The sequence below is a fragment of the Rhodococcus baikonurensis genome (genome assembly GCF_040489275.1).
Classification (GTDB): domain Bacteria; phylum Actinomycetota; class Actinomycetes; order Mycobacteriales; family Mycobacteriaceae; genus Rhodococcus_F; species Rhodococcus_F baikonurensis.
Genome location: NZ_JBEUOQ010000006.1, coordinates 347,191 through 361,430 on the forward strand (window position 1 = coordinate 347,191; position 14,240 = coordinate 361,430).

General features: G+C 62.2%; 15 protein-coding genes. All 15 read right to left on the reverse strand.

Annotated features, from left to right (window positions below):
• Positions 1-6: 6 nt before the first annotated feature.
• Positions 7-1,899 (reverse strand): NADH-quinone oxidoreductase subunit L, encoded by a 1,893-nt coding sequence (gene nuoL, locus ABWI03_RS17120; RefSeq protein ID WP_298779917.1) that lies wholly within the window; start codon positions 1,897-1,899, stop codon positions 7-9.
• 1 nt (position 1,900) lies between these two features.
• Positions 1,901-2,200: an NADH-quinone oxidoreductase subunit NuoK gene (gene nuoK / locus ABWI03_RS17125; protein ID WP_003942238.1), complete on the reverse strand. Its 300-nt coding sequence runs from the start codon at positions 2,198-2,200 to the stop codon at positions 1,901-1,903.
• Positions 2,197-2,994, reverse strand: a complete 798-nt coding sequence (locus ABWI03_RS17130) for an NADH-quinone oxidoreductase subunit J (RefSeq protein WP_298779913.1) — start codon at positions 2,992-2,994, stop codon at positions 2,197-2,199. Before ABWI03_RS17130 ends, nuoK begins: the two co-directional genes overlap by 4 nt.
• A complete protein-coding gene (gene nuoI / locus ABWI03_RS17135) occupies positions 2,991-3,548 on the reverse strand; it encodes an NADH-quinone oxidoreductase subunit NuoI (protein WP_296553590.1) in 558 nt (185 codons plus the stop codon). Before nuoI ends, ABWI03_RS17130 begins: the two co-directional genes overlap by 4 nt.
• Positions 3,541-4,881: an NADH-quinone oxidoreductase subunit NuoH gene (nuoH, locus tag ABWI03_RS17140; protein ID WP_298779907.1), complete on the reverse strand. Its 1,341-nt coding sequence runs from the start codon at positions 4,879-4,881 to the stop codon at positions 3,541-3,543. Before nuoH ends, nuoI begins: the two co-directional genes overlap by 8 nt.
• Positions 4,878-7,307, reverse strand: coding sequence for an NADH-quinone oxidoreductase subunit G (locus tag ABWI03_RS17145; RefSeq protein WP_298779904.1), 2,430 nt, complete (start codon positions 7,305-7,307; stop codon positions 4,878-4,880). Before ABWI03_RS17145 ends, nuoH begins: the two co-directional genes overlap by 4 nt.
• Positions 7,304-8,623, reverse strand: a complete 1,320-nt coding sequence (gene nuoF, locus ABWI03_RS17150) for an NADH-quinone oxidoreductase subunit NuoF (protein WP_298779901.1) — start codon at positions 8,621-8,623, stop codon at positions 7,304-7,306. Before nuoF ends, ABWI03_RS17145 begins: the two co-directional genes overlap by 4 nt.
• 1 nt (position 8,624) lies before the next feature.
• A complete protein-coding gene (gene nuoE, locus ABWI03_RS17155; RefSeq protein WP_200315122.1) occupies positions 8,625-9,449 on the reverse strand; it encodes an NADH-quinone oxidoreductase subunit NuoE in 825 nt (274 codons plus the stop codon).
• Complete coding sequence (gene nuoD, locus ABWI03_RS17160) at positions 9,446-10,777, reverse strand: NADH dehydrogenase (quinone) subunit D (protein WP_095970589.1); 1,332 nt, start codon at positions 10,775-10,777, stop codon at positions 9,446-9,448. The genes nuoE and nuoD overlap by 4 nt, the downstream gene beginning before the upstream one ends.
• Positions 10,777-11,439 carry an NADH-quinone oxidoreductase subunit C gene (locus ABWI03_RS17165; protein ID WP_095970588.1) on the reverse strand — a complete coding sequence of 221 codons (663 nt, stop codon included), beginning with the start codon at positions 11,437-11,439 and terminating at the stop codon, positions 10,777-10,779. Before ABWI03_RS17165 ends, nuoD begins: the two co-directional genes overlap by 1 nt.
• Complete coding sequence (locus tag ABWI03_RS17170; RefSeq protein WP_095970587.1) at positions 11,436-11,990, reverse strand: NuoB/complex I 20 kDa subunit family protein; 555 nt, start codon at positions 11,988-11,990, stop codon at positions 11,436-11,438. Before ABWI03_RS17170 ends, ABWI03_RS17165 begins: the two co-directional genes overlap by 4 nt.
• An 80-nt stretch (positions 11,991-12,070) precedes the next feature.
• The gene (locus ABWI03_RS17175) at positions 12,071-12,430 is read right to left on the reverse strand and encodes an NADH-quinone oxidoreductase subunit A (RefSeq protein WP_003942165.1); all 360 of its coding nucleotides are present in this window, start codon (positions 12,428-12,430) and stop codon (positions 12,071-12,073) included.
• Between the two features lie 228 nt (positions 12,431-12,658).
• Positions 12,659-13,051 carry an Rv3143 family two-component system response regulator gene (locus ABWI03_RS17180; protein WP_166809796.1) on the reverse strand — a complete coding sequence of 131 codons (393 nt, stop codon included), beginning with the start codon at positions 13,049-13,051 and terminating at the stop codon, positions 12,659-12,661.
• A 180-nt stretch (positions 13,052-13,231) separates the two neighbouring features.
• Positions 13,232-13,666 (reverse strand): SRPBCC family protein, encoded by a 435-nt coding sequence (locus ABWI03_RS17185; RefSeq protein ID WP_095970586.1) that lies wholly within the window; start codon positions 13,664-13,666, stop codon positions 13,232-13,234.
• Positions 13,667-13,753: 87 nt separating this feature from the next.
• Positions 13,754-14,233: a toxin-antitoxin system HicB family antitoxin gene (locus tag ABWI03_RS17190; protein WP_095970585.1), complete on the reverse strand. Its 480-nt coding sequence runs from the start codon at positions 14,231-14,233 to the stop codon at positions 13,754-13,756.
• Positions 14,234-14,240: the final 7 nt, after the last annotated feature.

Consider the following 14,240-nt stretch of genomic DNA (forward strand, 5'->3'; position numbering starts at 1 on the left):
TTTCGATCACCACAGTGTCACCGCCATCATTGTCGCGACCACGAGTGTTGCTCCGACAAACATCACCAGCGCGTACGAACGAACGAACCCGGTCTGCAACCTCCGCGTGAGCGCGGACAACCCGGTGACGACCACCGCAAAGCTGCCTACGACGCCGCCGATTCCCTTGGTGTCGACCACTTCCAACGACTTGGTGAGTTGTTGTCCCGGCTTCATGAACACCGTCTCGTTGAAGGCGTCACCGTACAGATCGTGGCGAGCTGCAACGGTCAACGGTGAAACCGGAGTCGGTGCCACCAGTGGAATCTCCCGGGTGGCGTACTCGCGATAAGCAATCGCGATGCCGGCGGCAACTGCGAGCAGCGCCAGTGCGGTGATCGACCATGCGGGTATCGGCGGTTCGACGTGATGGGAGCCGACAACCGGTTCGAGCCAGTTCTGCAAGCTGGACCCGATGGTCAGGAGCAGGCCGGCGCCGACGGACCCCACCGCCAAGATGATCATCGGTGACGTCATCACCGCCGGAGATTCGTGAGGTTTCTGGTTCTCCCAGCGGGCCTTTCCGAAGAAGGTCATCAGCATCACGCGGGTCATGTAGAAGGCAGTGAGCGCCGCACCCAAGAGCGTGACGATGCCCAGCACCACACCCTTGACACCGCCCTCGCCGATTGCAACCTCGATGATCTTGTCCTTGGAGAAGAACCCGGCAAACGGCGGAACACCGATGATGGCAAGGTAACCGAGCCCGAACGTGACAAAAGTCAGTGGCATGAACGCTCGGAGTCCGCCGTAGCGCCGCATGTCGGTTTCGTCGTTCATCGCGTGCATCACGGAGCCTGCGCCGAGGAACAGGCCTGCCTTGAAGAATCCGTGGGTGATCAGATGAAGGATTGCGAAGGCGTATCCGGCTGGTCCGAGTCCCGCGGCCAGGACCATGTAACCGATCTGACTCATGGTCGACGCCGCGAGGGCCTTCTTGATGTCGTCCTTCGCGCAGCCGATGACTGCACCGAACAAGAGCGTCACCGCACCGACGATGACAACCACGAGCTGAGCGTCGGGTGCGAGATCGAAGATCGGATTGGAGCGCACGATCAGGTACACACCGGCAGTGACCATCGTGGCAGCATGAATAAGGGCCGATACGGGGGTGGGGCCCTCCATTGCGTCGCCGAGCCACGACTGCAGCGGCACCTGGGCGGACTTCGCGCACGCAGCGAGGAGGAGCATGAGACCGATCGCCGTCAGGACACCTTCGCTTGCGCCGGACGCGTCGGCGAAGACGTTGCTGAACTCGAGCGAGCCGAAGGTGCTGAACATCAACATCATTGCGATCATCAATCCGATGTCGCCCACCCGATTGACGACAAAAGCCTTTTTGGCCGCCGTCGCCGCCGACGGCTTGTGCTGCCAGAATCCGATGAGCAGGTATGACGCCAAACCGACGCCTTCCCAGCCGACGTAGAGTCCGAGGAAGTTGTCGGCGAGCACGAGGAGCAGCATCGCAGCGAGGAAAAGATTGAGGTACGCGAAGAACTTACGACGCTCGGGGTCGTGCGCCATGTAGCCGACCGAGTAGATGTGGATCAGTGAACCTACACCGGTGATGAGCAGAACGAAACACATCGACAGTTGGTCCAGCTGCAGTCCGAACTCGACCTGAAGACTGTCGACCGGGACCCAATTGAACAGGTGCTCGGTGACGGTGCGGTCGGCGGTGTCGCGGCCGAGCATGGCGATGAAAAACACCACTGCGACGACAAACGACGCGAGAGCCATGACGCAGGCGAGTAGGTGACCCCACGCGTTCGTGCGACGACCGGCCAGCAAAAGGACAGCGGCGCCGCACAGCGGCAGAGCGGGGAGCAACCAGATGGCGGACGTGATTCCTCCTGACATGTCAGTACTTCAGCAGGTCTGCGTCGTCGACGGATACAGAACGCCGAGATCGGAAGATGATCATGATGATTGCCAGACCGACGACTACTTCGGCCGCAGCGACCACCATCGTGAAGAAGGCGAAGATCTGGCCGTCCAGATTGCCGTGCATGCGCGCGAAGGTCACGAACGCCAGGTTGGCGGCGTTGAGCATCAATTCGATACACATGAACACCACGATGGCGTTGCGGCGCAAGAGGACTCCCGCGGCCCCGATGGTGAACAACAGGACGGACAGATACAGGTAGTTCTCGGGATTCATCGCTGAGACTCCTCACCGGTACTCGGATCCGGGGATCGCGGAGTGAGCGCGCTGCTGACAGAGAGGGTCGAGAACGATCCGTCCGGCAACAAGGCCGGCATGTCCACCGCGTTGTGACGTGCGTACACACCGGGACTCGGGAGTGGAGTGGCGGAGCCCTTTTCGGGATTGCTCTCATCACTGCCCAGGTACGTGAACCGTTGCTGCGAGAGTTCGCGTTGGCTGAGCGTGGCTCCGATCTTCTCCCGGTGCGCGAGCATCATGGCGCCCAGTGTCGCCGTGATCAGTAGAGCTCCGGTCAGTTCGAAGGCCCAGACGTAGCGGATGAAGATGAGATCGGCGAGAGCGTCGATGTTGCCCTGGTCGAGTCCGGTGAAACCGGTGAAGCCCGAGATCGACGCATTTCCGAGTCCGCCGATGAGTAGCAACCCGAAGCCGACGCCGATCACGATCGCGCTGACTCGTTGTCCCCGTAGTGTTTCGACCAAGGAATCCGAAGAATCGACGCCCACGAGCATCAGGACGAATAAGAACAACATCATCACCGCGCCGGTGTAGACGACGATCTGGACGACACCCAGGAACAGCGCGCCCTGCACGATGTAGAACACGGCCAGGATGATCATCGTCATCGCAAGGAAGAGCGCAGAGTAGACGGCCTTGGGGGCGGCGACGACACCCAAAGCGCTGATCACCGCAAGGGTTCCGAGGATCCAGAATTGCACCGCCTCGCCGGTGGAGGTCGATGTCATCGTTCCCTCCGCCAGGATCGTGGTCGTGACCGCCCCGATCATTTCTCGGTCTCCGGGTTCGGCTCTTGCTCGGGTGCCGCTCGTTCGGGTGCTGCTGCGATGTCGCCGCGGTAGTAGTCGTCCTGAGTTGTGCCGGGACGCAGCCCGTGTGGAGGCGCTGCCATGTCTGGTTTCAGGGGCGCGAGCAGTTGGTCTTTCTCGTAGATCAGTCCAGCTCGGTTGTCGTCGGCCATTTCGTATTCGTTGGTCATCGTGAGGGCCCGAGTGGGGCAGGCCTCGACGCAGAGGCCGCAACCGATGCACCGCAGGTAGTTGATCTGATACACCTGCCCGTAGCGCTCACCGGGGGAGAACCGTTCTTCTTCGGTGTTGTCCGCGCCCTCGACATAGATCGCATCGGCGGGGCAGGCCCAGGCACACAGCTCGCAACCGATGCACTTCTCGAGTCCGTCCGCATACCGGTTGAGTTGATGGCGACCGTGGTATCCGGGCGCGGTGGGGCGCTTCTCCTCCGGATAGAACTCGGTCTCGGGTTTCTTGAACATGGTCGAGAGCGTCACTCCGAAACCCGCGATAGGTCCGAGGAAATCAGGCATGGGAGTCCTCCGATGTGTCGGAAACATCTGTGCGCCGCGGCGGTGGCACCTTCTGACCCGGCAGTTTTCGGGCCGGCAGTGATTGACCTGGGAGCGGTGGAACCGGGAAGCCACCCGACAGACCATCGAAAGGCAGGAGCTCCGAATCGGGCACCGACGAGGCAGTTCGGCGTCGGCCGCGGTAAGTCCCGGCCAACACCGCCAAAAGTCCAGCTCCGAGAACCAGTGCGACGCAGAGGAGTACGAGCCACGTGTTGTAGCCCTCGTTGCGGAACGCACGAACGGTCGCGATCACCATCACCCACACCAAGGCTGCGGGGATCAGAATCTTCCAGCCGAGATTCATGAACTGGTCGTAGCGCAACCGCGGAAGGGTGCTGCGCAACCAGATGAAGACGAAGAGGAAGCCCCACACTTTGGCGACGAACCACAGCACGGGCCACCAACCGGAATTTGCGTCGTCCCACAGGTTGAACGGGAACGGTGCGTGCCACCCGCCCAGAAACAGCGTCGTGGCCAGAGCGGACACCGTCACCATGTTCACGTACTCGGCCAGCATGAACATCGCGAATTTGAGTGAGGAGTACTCGGTGTGGAACCCGCCAACCAGCTCACCTTCGGCCTCGGGAAGGTCGAAAGGGGCTCGATTGGTTTCGCCGACCATCGCTGTCACGTAGATCAGGAATGAGGGCAGCAGAAGAAAGATGTACCAGGCACCCTGTTGGGCGCTGACGATGCCGGACGTGGACATCGTTCCGGCGTAGAGGAAGACGGCGGCAAAGGACAACCCCATCGCCACCTCGTAGGAGATGACCTGCGCGGTCGATCGAAGTGCGCCCAGTAGTGGATACGTCGATCCCGAAGACCAGCCGGCAAGCACGATGCCGTACACACCGATCGAGGTCACGGCCAGGATGTAGAGAACGCCGACCGGCAGATCGGTCAGTTGCAGAGGTGACCGGGTTCCGAAGATCGACACCTGCGGACCGAACGGAATGACGGCAAACGCCATGAACGCCGGGACGACCGCGATCACGGGAGCGAGCAGATAAATCGGCTTGTCGGCGCCGGTCGGCGTGATGCCTTCCTTGAGGGCGAGCTTGATTCCGTCAGCGAGACTCTGGAGCATTCCGCGGGGGCCGACGCGGTTCGGTCCGACACGCATCTGCATGCGCGCCATCACTTTTCGTTCCGCGTAAATCGCCACCAGCGGGGTGAGTACGAGGAACACGAAGATGGCGAGCGCCTTGCCGATCACCAACCACCATGGGTCGTGCCCGAACGCCGACAGGTCGACCGGAGCGGCGACGCTCTCGTACTCGTGGGCGGTCATTGCGTTCCCGCCTTCGCGATCTTCACGACAGATCCCGCGGTGGCGCAGAGTGTTTCGTAGACGGTGCTACCCGGTGAATTGAGCGGCAACCAGACAGTTCGAGGTGGTAGTTCGGTGATCTCCAACGGCAAAGTGACGGTGCCGGAGTCAGTCGACACGGCAACCTGATCACCGTTATCGGCTTCGATCTCGGCGGCGGTCTCGGCCGACAAACGCACGAGGGGGGATCGAGCAGTACCGGCCAGGTTGGGTTCGCCGTCCTGCAAACGACCATTGTCGAGCAACATCCGCCAACTCGACAACACCGCTTCGCCTTGCGCCGGTGACGGCACGGTTGCTGCCGGTACCTGGGGTGGGGTGGGGCGCGATCCGGACCATGCTCCGAGGCGGTGTATCTCCGCGCGCGCGGAAGCTGCGTCGGGCAGGCCAAGATCGATACCCATCTCGGCTGCGATCGCGTGGAGAACGCGCTGATCGGGCATTACGCCTGTGGTTCTCAATGCGGTGTCGAACACACGCTCGCGGCCTTCCCAGTCGAGGAAGGTTCCGGGCTTCTCGGCGACCGGTGCCACCGGGAAGACGACATCGGCGAGTTCGGTGACTTCGCTGTGACGGATTTCCAAGCTCACTACGAATCCGGTGGCTTCGATCGCGGCGCGTGCCTTCGCCGGGTTCGGTAGGTCACTCAACTCGACGCCGCCGATCAGTAGCGCAGCAGTCGTCGGCCCCGAATTCAGGAGGCTCGTGGTATCGCGACCGTCGGACGTCGGGATGGGCGCCTCCCACACCGATTCCACCTCTCGACGTGCCATCGCGTCCGCAACGAGGCGTCCACCGGGAAGCAGTCCCGGTAGGGCGCCGGCCTCGACGGCGCCGCGATCACCAGCGCGGCGTGGGACCCAAGCAAGAGAAGCTCCCGTCGCTTCGGCGAGACGGACCGCGGCCGAGAAGCCGCCCGCCACCTCACCGAGTCGTTCGCCCAACAGGATCACCGCACCGGGCCGTCGGAGAAGCTGACCCTCCGCACTTTCCAGGCGGGCCAACGAATCCATCAGAGCTGCTTCACTTCCGGGAACGGTCCGAAGCAAAGTGCCGCCCATCTTCTGCAGGCCCCGAGTAGCGAATGGCGCGCAGGAGAGCACGGTTGTCTTGCCGAAACGAGCGGCTTTGCGTAGCCGCAGAAAGATGATCGGTGACTCCTCCTCGGGCTCGAGAGCTACCAGCAATGCAGTCGGGGCAGATTCGAGATCCCGGTACGTCACCGACTCTTCGAGCGTGCGGCCCGCGACGTGAGCTGAGAGGAAACCGCTCTCTTCGGCCGAATGAGAACGGATTCGGAAGTCGATGTTGTTGGTAGTGAGAGCAACTCGCGAGAACTTGCTGTAGGCGTAGGCGTCCTCCCGGGTCGAGCGCCCACCGACGAGTACGCCTGCGTCACCGCGGGCCTGCGCGAAGGATCGCGCAACGAGGTCGAGTGCCATGGGCCACGACGCCGGAATCAATTCGCCGTCAGCGTTGCGGATGAGGGGAGTGGTGATCCGGTCACCTTGGGTCGTGTACGTGAAAGCGAAACGGCCCTTGTCGCAGTTCCACTCCTCGTTGACGTCGGGGTCGTCCCCGGCGAGTCGACGAAGAACCTTGCCGCGACGGTGGTCGGTGCGCTGGGCGCATCCGTCGGCACAGTGTTCACACACGCTGGGGCTGGACACCAGATCGAACGGTCGCGCCCGGAATCGGTATGCCGTACTGGTGAGCGCACCGACCGGGCAAACCTGGATGGTGTTGCCCGAGAAGTAGGACTCGAAGGGCTCGTTGGCGTAGATCCCGACCTGTTGAAGCGCGCCGCGCTCGAGGAGCTCGATGAACGGGTCGCCGGCGATCTGACTCGAGAATCGCGTGCATCTGGCGCACAGGACACAACGCTCGCGGTCGAGGAGGATCTCGGACGAGAGGGGGATGGGCTTGGGGTAGGTTCTTTTCTCCTCGCCGAACCGGGATTCGGTGCGACCGGTCGACATCGCCTGGTTCTGGAGCGGACACTCGCCGCCCTTGTCGCACACGGGGCAGTCCAGAGGGTGGTTGATGAGCAGGAGTTCCATCACCCCGCGTTGGGCCTTCTCGGCCACAGGCGACGTGAGCTGTGTGGTGACCACCATTCCGTCCGCAACCGGTGTCGTGCAGGACGCCACCGGCTTGCGTTGACCTTCGACTTCCACGATGCACTGACGGCAAGCACCGACCGGATCCAGAAGGGGGTGATCGCAGAACCGCGGAATCTGGGTGCCGATCATTTCCGCAGCGCGAATGATCAACGTGCCCTTGGGTACCTGGAGTTCGCGGCCGTCGACGGTGAGAGTGACGAGATCGGTCGGCGGTGCCGCATCGGCTCCGGTGGTGGCATTCGTGGTGGCGTCGGCTGCAGTCATGAGACGAACGCTCCTGTCGCGAGTACGGACCGGCGAGGATCGAACGGGCATCCGTTGCCGTCGAAATGCGCTACGTATTCCTCACGGAAGTACTTCAGGGAGGACATGATCGGGCTGGTCGCTCCGTCACCCAACGCACAGAAGGACTTTCCGAGGATCGTGTCGGAGATGTCGAGAAGTTTGGTGAGATCGGCTTCGGTTCCTGTTCCACCTTCGAGTCGCCGCAGGATCTGCACCAGCCAGTACGTACCTTCGCGGCACGGCGTGCACTTGCCGCAGGATTCGTGGGCGTAGAACTCGGTCCATCGCAACACTGCGCGCACGATGCAGGTTGTGTCGTCGAATATCTGCAGTGCCTTGGTGCCCAGCATCGATCCCGCGGCGCCGACGCCCTCGTAGTCGAGTGGTACATCGAGATGTTCCTCGGTGAAGATCGGCGTCGACGATCCGCCGGGAGTCCAGAATTTAAGTGTGTGTCCAGCGCGAACCCCGCCTGCGTATTCGAGCAACTCGCGCAGAGTGATCCCGAGTTCAGCCTCGTACTGGCCGGGCGTGGTGACATGACCCGAGAGCGAATACAGCGTGAATCCCGGTGACTTCTCAGATCCCATCGACCGGAACCACTCCGGGCCGCCCAGGACGATCGACGGAACACTCGCGATGGACTCGACGTTGTTGACCACGGTCGGGCAGGCATAGAGACCGGCGACAGCGGGGAACGGCGGCCGCAGTCGAGGCTGACCGCGTCGTCCCTCCAACGAATCGAGGAGGGCCGTCTCTTCCCCACAGATATAGGCGCCGGCTCCGGCATGGACGACGAGATCCAGATCGAAACCCGAACCGAGAACGTTGCGGCCCAGATATCCGGCCGCGTAAGCCTCGGCGACGGCGGTCTGCAGGCGTCGCAGAACCGGGACAACCTCGCCTCTGACGTAGATGAACGCCTTCGCTGCTCGAATTGCGTACGCCGCGATGATGACGCCCTCCACCAACGTATGGGGAGCCGCCATCATCAAGGGCATGTCCTTGCATGTGCCCGGCTCGGACTCGTCGGCGTTGACGACGAGGTAATGCGGCTTTCCGTCTCCGGGCTTGTCTGCAGAGGTCTGCGGGATGAAGCTCCACTTGAGGCCTGTCGGGAACCCGGCGCCGCCGCGCCCCCGAAGGCCCGCGTCCTTGACCGTCTCGATCACGGCATCGGGGGGCGTGGCCAGCGCTTTGCGCAGCGCCTGGTAGCCGTCGCGGCGAAGGTAGCTGTCGAGGGTCCATGAATTCGGTTGATCCCAATAGCGACTCAGGACGGGGGCGAGTGTCATGTCACTTCCCTTCGCCGGGAGTGTCGGCCGCGGAGGCCGAGCCGGGTGGGTTGTCGTCGTGAGATCGGCTGATACGTAGTCCGGCAAGAGTTGCCCCGCCGATGGTTTGTGCTTCGGCTGCTTCGATTCTCGTATCCGGGAAACCGGCCAAGGTGCGCGCGGTCTGTCGGAACGAACACAGTGTGGCACCGCGACTGGGAGTCACGCGTTCTCCGGCGCGGAGCGCATCGACAAGTGAGCGCGCCGATTCCGGAGTCTGGTTGTCGAAGAACTCCCAGTTGATCATCACGACGGGGGCGTAGTCGCACGCCGCATTGCACTCGATGTGTTCGAGGGTGATCTTGCCGTCGGACGTCGAGATGGAGTGTCCGCCTTCGTCTCTGGAGCCTGTCGAGCCCAGGTGCTCTTCGAGTGCCGCGAGGATGTCGTCTCCGCCCATGATCGCGCACAGCGTGTTGGTGCAGACTCCGACCAGATACTCACCCGTCGGCCCCCGGCGATACATGGAGTAGAAAGTGGAAACGGCGGCGACCTCGGCGCCCGTCAAACCCAGCTTGGCACTGCAGAAATCGATCCCGGCCGGGGTGATGTAACCGTCCTCGGACTGGACGAGATGAAGGAGTGGCAGGAGAGCGGATCGGCTGGTGGTCGCGGCGGCGTCAGGCTCACGATAACGAGCGACGAGGGTTTCGGCGTCGGCGTCGAGTCGGGCGAGGACGTCGGGTGGATAGCTCGATCGTGCGCCAGGACGTACCAGTTGCGTGGGCTCCTCCGGGCGCGGCCCGAGTTCGATGAACACCCGTGACGAGCCGTTCGGGCCGGTCATCGGTCCACTCCGCCCATGACGGGATCGATACTGGCAACCGAGGCGATCACGTCGGACACCATGCCTCCCTCACACATCGCCGCCACCGCTTGAAGGTTGGTGAATGACGGATCCCGGAAATGGACGCGGTACGGCCGGGTTCCCCCGTCGCTGACCATGTGCACCCCCAGCTCTCCACGTGGAGACTCGACGGCGACGTACACCTGACCGGGCGGCACGCGGATACCCTCGGTGACCAGTTTGAAATGGTGAATGAGACCTTCCATGGAGGATTCCATGATCTTGGCGATGTGCTTCTGCGAGTTGCCGAGGCCATCCGGTCCGACGGCGAGGTCGGCAGGCCAGGCGATCTTTCTGTCTTCCACCATGACCGGCCCGGGTTGGAGCTTGTCGAGGCACTGCTCGACGATCTTGAGGGACTCCTTCATCTCCTCGACGCGGATGACGTATCTTCCGTAGCAATCCGATCCGTCGTGCGTCACGACGTCGAACTCGTAGTTCTCGTAGCCGCAGTAGGGCTGCGCTCGACGCTGATCGTGGGGGAGACCCGTGGCGCGAAGGACCGGTCCTGTCACCCCGAGCGCCATACAGCCGGTCAGATCGAGATATCCGATTCCCTGGGTGCGGGCCTTCCAGATGGAGTTGTCGCTGAGCATCAGTTCGACGTCACGCAACCGCTTCGGTAGGACTTTCAACAGGTGTCGAATCTTCGCGACCGACCCGTCGGGTAGATCTTGAGCGAGACCGCCCGGCCTGATGTAGGCGTGATTCATCCGCAGTCCGGTGATCGTCTCGAACACGTCCAGAATCAATTCGCGTTCGCGGAATCCGAACAGCATCGCCGTCACGGCGCCCAGTTCCATCCCGCCGGTCGCCAGGGCGACAAGATGTGACGAGATCCGATTGAGTTCCATCATCATCACGCGAATGACGGTGGCTCGCTCGGGAATGTCGTCGGTGATGTCGAGAAGTTTCTCGACCCCGAGGCAGTACGCGGTTTCGTTGAAGAACGGTGACAGGTAGTCCATTCGAGTAACGAAAGTGACGCCCTGCGTCCAGTTCCGGAATTCGAGATTCTTCTCGATTCCGGTGTGCAGGTATCCGATTCCACATCGAGCTTCCACGACCGTCTCACCCTCGATTTCGAGAATGAGGCGCAAGACCCCGTGAGTGGACGGATGCTGCGGACCCATGTTGACCACGATCCGTTCGGCCTCGCCGGTTCGCTGGCGGGCGGCCGCGGTGACTATGTCGTCCCAGTCCTGTCCCGATGCTGTGACGACGGTTTCCGTCGCGGCACCGGAGTTGGTTCCTGTCGTCTCGTTCATCAGTTGTACGACCTACGCTCGTCGGGAGGCGGAGTCTGGGCGCCCTTGTACTCGACCGGGATACCGCCGAGCGGATAATCCTTCCTCTGTGGGTGCCCCTTCCAGTCGTCTGGCATCTCGATTCGGGTCAGGGCCGGATGACCGTCGAAGACGATCCCGAAGAAGTCGTACGTCTCGCGTTCATGCCAGTCATTGGTCGGGTAGATCCCGACGATCGACGGAATATGCGGATCGGAATCCGGCACAGATACTTCCAGCCTGATTCGGCGGTTGTGCGTGATAGAGGCAAGTGGATACACGGCGTGCAGTTCACGACCGGTGTCCTGCGGGTAATGCACTCCGTCGACACCCAGGCAGAGCTCGAAGCGAAGATCCGGTTCGTCGCGCAGTCTGCGCGCAACCTGCGGCAGGTGGGAGCGTTCGACGTGCAGCGTCATCTCGTCTCGAAAGATCACTACTCGCTCGACTGCATCGGTGAAAGTGCCACCCGCGCTGCTCAATGCCGCGTCCAAGGAATCCGCGACTGCATCGAAATATCCGCCGAAAGGTCGAGAAGCCTTGTCCTCCAGAGAGATCGGAGGGGCGAGCCTGCTGTAGCCCGAGGTGTCGCCAGTTCCGCGGACCCCGAACATCCCTCTCGCGCCGGTGTTACCCGAGGTCATCGCAGAAGCCCCTTCATATCGATGGTGGGGGTGGATGCCAGTGCGGCGCGCTCGGCTGCCGCGCGTGCCTCTTCGCGGTTCACGCCGAGGGGCATCTCCTGGATCTTTCGGTGCAGTTCGATGATCGCGTTCAGGAGCATCTCCGGCCGCGGCGGACAGCCGGGCAGGTAGATGTCGACCGGCACGATGTGGTCGACGCCCTGAACCACTGCATAGTTGTTGAACATTCCGCCGGACGACGCGCACACACCCATGGCCAGAACCCATTTCGGCTCGGCCATCTGGTCGTAGACCTGACGAAGTACCGGGCCCATCTTTTGACTGACCCGCCCGGCCACGATCAGAAGATCTGCCTGTCGCGGCGACGCGCGGAAGGCCTCCATGCCGAACCGCGCCAGGTCGAAGCGGCCGGATGTGGTTGCCATCATCTCGATGGCGCAGCACGCGAGCCCGAAGGTGGCAGGCCACAGTGAACCTTTGCGGACATAACCTGCAAGGCCCTCGACCGTGGTCAGTAGAAATCCGCTGGGGAGCTTTTCTTCGAGACCCATATCCGACTCTTTTCAGTCGTAACAGCTTCGGTGTGACCGGTTTTGTCTGACTTCTTTGTGTTGATCGTCTACTAGTCCAGCTAGTCCCAACCGAGACCGCCTCGTCGCCATTCGTATGCGTATGCGACCGAAACGTTGACTATGAAAAGGCCCATGGCCGCCAGACCGAACAAGCCGAGCGAATCGAAATGCACGGCCCACGGATAGAGGAAGACGATCTCGATGTCGAAAATGATGAACAGCATCGCCGTCAGATAGAACTTGACGGGAAACCGTCCGCCACCAGCGGTGCGGGGTGCCGGTTCGATTCCGCATTCGTACGCTTCGAGCTTTGCCCTGTTGTACCGCTTCGGGCCGACCACGGACGCGAGAACAACCGACACCACGGCGAAGGCCATCGCGATGACCCCGAGAACGAGAATGGGGATGTAAGCGTTCATGTCACCCGAACTCCTCTCCGCTGTGCGGATGTCCGCCTAGCCCGAAGGTGCCGTTAACCCGAAGGTGCCGTTCGAATTCGATCCTGCCAGCAATTCACCACTTATGTGACCTGCGACACCTACACTAGGGGAGGCCTCCGACATTGGGTTGATTTTCGAGGTGCCGAGTTTCGCTCGCGAAAGCCCGAAGTAGTCGGCGCCGCAACGAATCACCGCTGCAACGGGTGCTCACCGGCTCAGTTGCCGACGCAGAAGCGCGATGACGGCGGAAGAGAGTTCAATCGGATCTATCGGCTGCGGCACTGAGGCTTCCGCTCTGGACCACGACGCCAGCCACGCGTCGTCGGGTCGACCGGTCAGTACGAGGACAGGTGGACAGTCGACGATCTCGTCCTTGAGTTGTTTCGCGACTCCCATGCCGCCCGCCGGACTGGCCTCACCGTCGAGGATGGCGAGATCGATTCCGCCGGCATCAAGCTTGTCGACGACGATCGGCGCCGTCGCGACCTCGACGTAGTCGATGGTGGGCATCGAAGGATGTGGGCGCTCTCCGAGAGCGAGCCGAACTTGCTCGCGCGTGTGTGCGTCGTCGCTGTAGACGAGGATGCGCACGGGTGCCATGGAGTTGGGCTCTGCGGTCTCGGCGGACACGCGGCCGACGTTACTCCGGGCGGTCACCGGCTACCGGCGAATGTTCGACATCGGCAAGAACTTCCGAGAAATCGCAGCTCGGCTTCACAGCGAACGGCCCCTACCCGGCGATGAACGCCGAAGTAAGGGCCGCCTGAATTTCGTGTGTGCTCAGAAGTTTTCGACGAACTTCGTCAGACCCTTGCTTGCCGTTTCCAGGGCCGTCTTCTGCGCTTTCTTCACCAGGAAACCGGGCAGCGGAATCTTGGGATCGATGGTCAGTTCGAAGGTGACCTTGGTTCCACTGTCGGTGGGCGTCAAGACGTACGAGCCGTCCTGCTGGTTCTGCTGGCCGCTCTCGACAAGGGTCCAGGTCACCTTCTCGTCGCCCTCGAAGGTGTAGTCGACTACCTGCTCGTCGTTGATTCCGAGAATGGACACGGCCATGCGAACGCGATGCGGGCGTCCGTCGTCGTGGGTGCTCTCGATGGTGATCTTCTTGTGCGCAGACGACCACTCCGGCAGTCGATCGACCGCGGCGACGGCCTGCATCACCGTCGCCGGATCGGCCTTGATCTCGAATTCCTTGACGCCCGAAACGGCCATGAACGTGCTCCTTCTCGCCTTGCGGCAACGGTTCGTGATTACTGCAGTTGCGCAATTAGATCATTCGGCGATCGGGGTGGCGTCGAACTAGTCCATGCCGTTCTTGCGCATCTGGTCCCGCAACGCGCCCTGAACGGCTTGTGAAACCCACGAGTTGAGGGAAACTCCGTTCTGGTTGGCTGCCTCCTCGGCGCGGGCTTTGATCTGCTCCATCATCCTCAACGTCACTCGGCTGATATCTCCGCTGACGTCGTCGAACGAGTAAGGGGAGTCCTTCTTCTCGTCGCCTGCTTTCTCGTCTGCGCCCTCGCCGTCGATCGGATTCGTCGGGCGGACGACGTCGGTCACGATCTCGTTGCCGTCGAGATTGACTCTGACCTCGCGGCCGTCGAGTTTGGTCCCGATCTCCTTGGCCAACTCCGTCGCCGCGGCCAACAAGACCAGGCGGACCGAGGGTTCGATGGCGGCGGACAACGACGCCGCAATCCGGCGCGTGTGGTCGTCGCCGAGTTCGGCTGCGGTGACGAGGTCATTCTGCAGCTTTGCGGTGTACTCCGAAATGTCCATGACACCA

Coding starts and splice junctions, on each gene's coding strand:
- nuoH (WP_298779907.1), bottom strand. CDS start 4,881: ATGACCGCCCACGAGTACGAGAGCGTCGCCGCTCCGGTCGACCTGTCG.
- ABWI03_RS17145 (WP_298779904.1), bottom strand. CDS start 7,307: ATGACTGCAGCCGACGCCACCACGAATGCCACCACCGGAGCCGATGCG.
- ABWI03_RS17170 (WP_095970587.1), bottom strand. CDS start 11,990: ATGGGTCTCGAAGAAAAGCTCCCCAGCGGATTTCTACTGACCACGGTC.
- ABWI03_RS17165 (WP_095970588.1), bottom strand. CDS start 11,439: ATGACCTCGGGTAACACCGGCGCGAGAGGGATGTTCGGGGTCCGCGGA.
- ABWI03_RS17180 (WP_166809796.1), bottom strand. CDS start 13,051: ATGGCACCCGTGCGCATCCTCGTCTACAGCGACGACGCACACACGCGC.
- ABWI03_RS17190 (WP_095970585.1), bottom strand. CDS start 14,233: ATGGACATTTCGGAGTACACCGCAAAGCTGCAGAATGACCTCGTCACC.
- nuoK (WP_003942238.1), bottom strand. CDS start 2,200: ATGAATCCCGAGAACTACCTGTATCTGTCCGTCCTGTTGTTCACCATC.
- ABWI03_RS17175 (WP_003942165.1), bottom strand. CDS start 12,430: ATGAACGCTTACATCCCCATTCTCGTTCTCGGGGTCATCGCGATGGCC.
- nuoI (WP_296553590.1), bottom strand. CDS start 3,548: ATGCCTGATTTCCTCGGACCTATCGCGGGTTTCGGAGTGACGCTCTCG.
- nuoF (WP_298779901.1), bottom strand. CDS start 8,623: ATGACACTCGCCCCCGTCCTGAGTCGCTATTGGGATCAACCGAATTCA.
- ABWI03_RS17185 (WP_095970586.1), bottom strand. CDS start 13,666: ATGGCCGTTTCGGGCGTCAAGGAATTCGAGATCAAGGCCGATCCGGCG.
- nuoL (WP_298779917.1), bottom strand. CDS start 1,899: ATGTCAGGAGGAATCACGTCCGCCATCTGGTTGCTCCCCGCTCTGCCG.
- nuoE (WP_200315122.1), bottom strand. CDS start 9,449: ATGACCGGCCCGAACGGCTCGTCACGGGTGTTCATCGAACTCGGGCCG.
- nuoD (WP_095970589.1), bottom strand. CDS start 10,777: ATGAACGAGACGACAGGAACCAACTCCGGTGCCGCGACGGAAACCGTC.
- ABWI03_RS17130 (WP_298779913.1), bottom strand. CDS start 2,994: ATGATCGGGGCGGTCACGACCACGATCCTGGCGGAGGGAACGATGACA.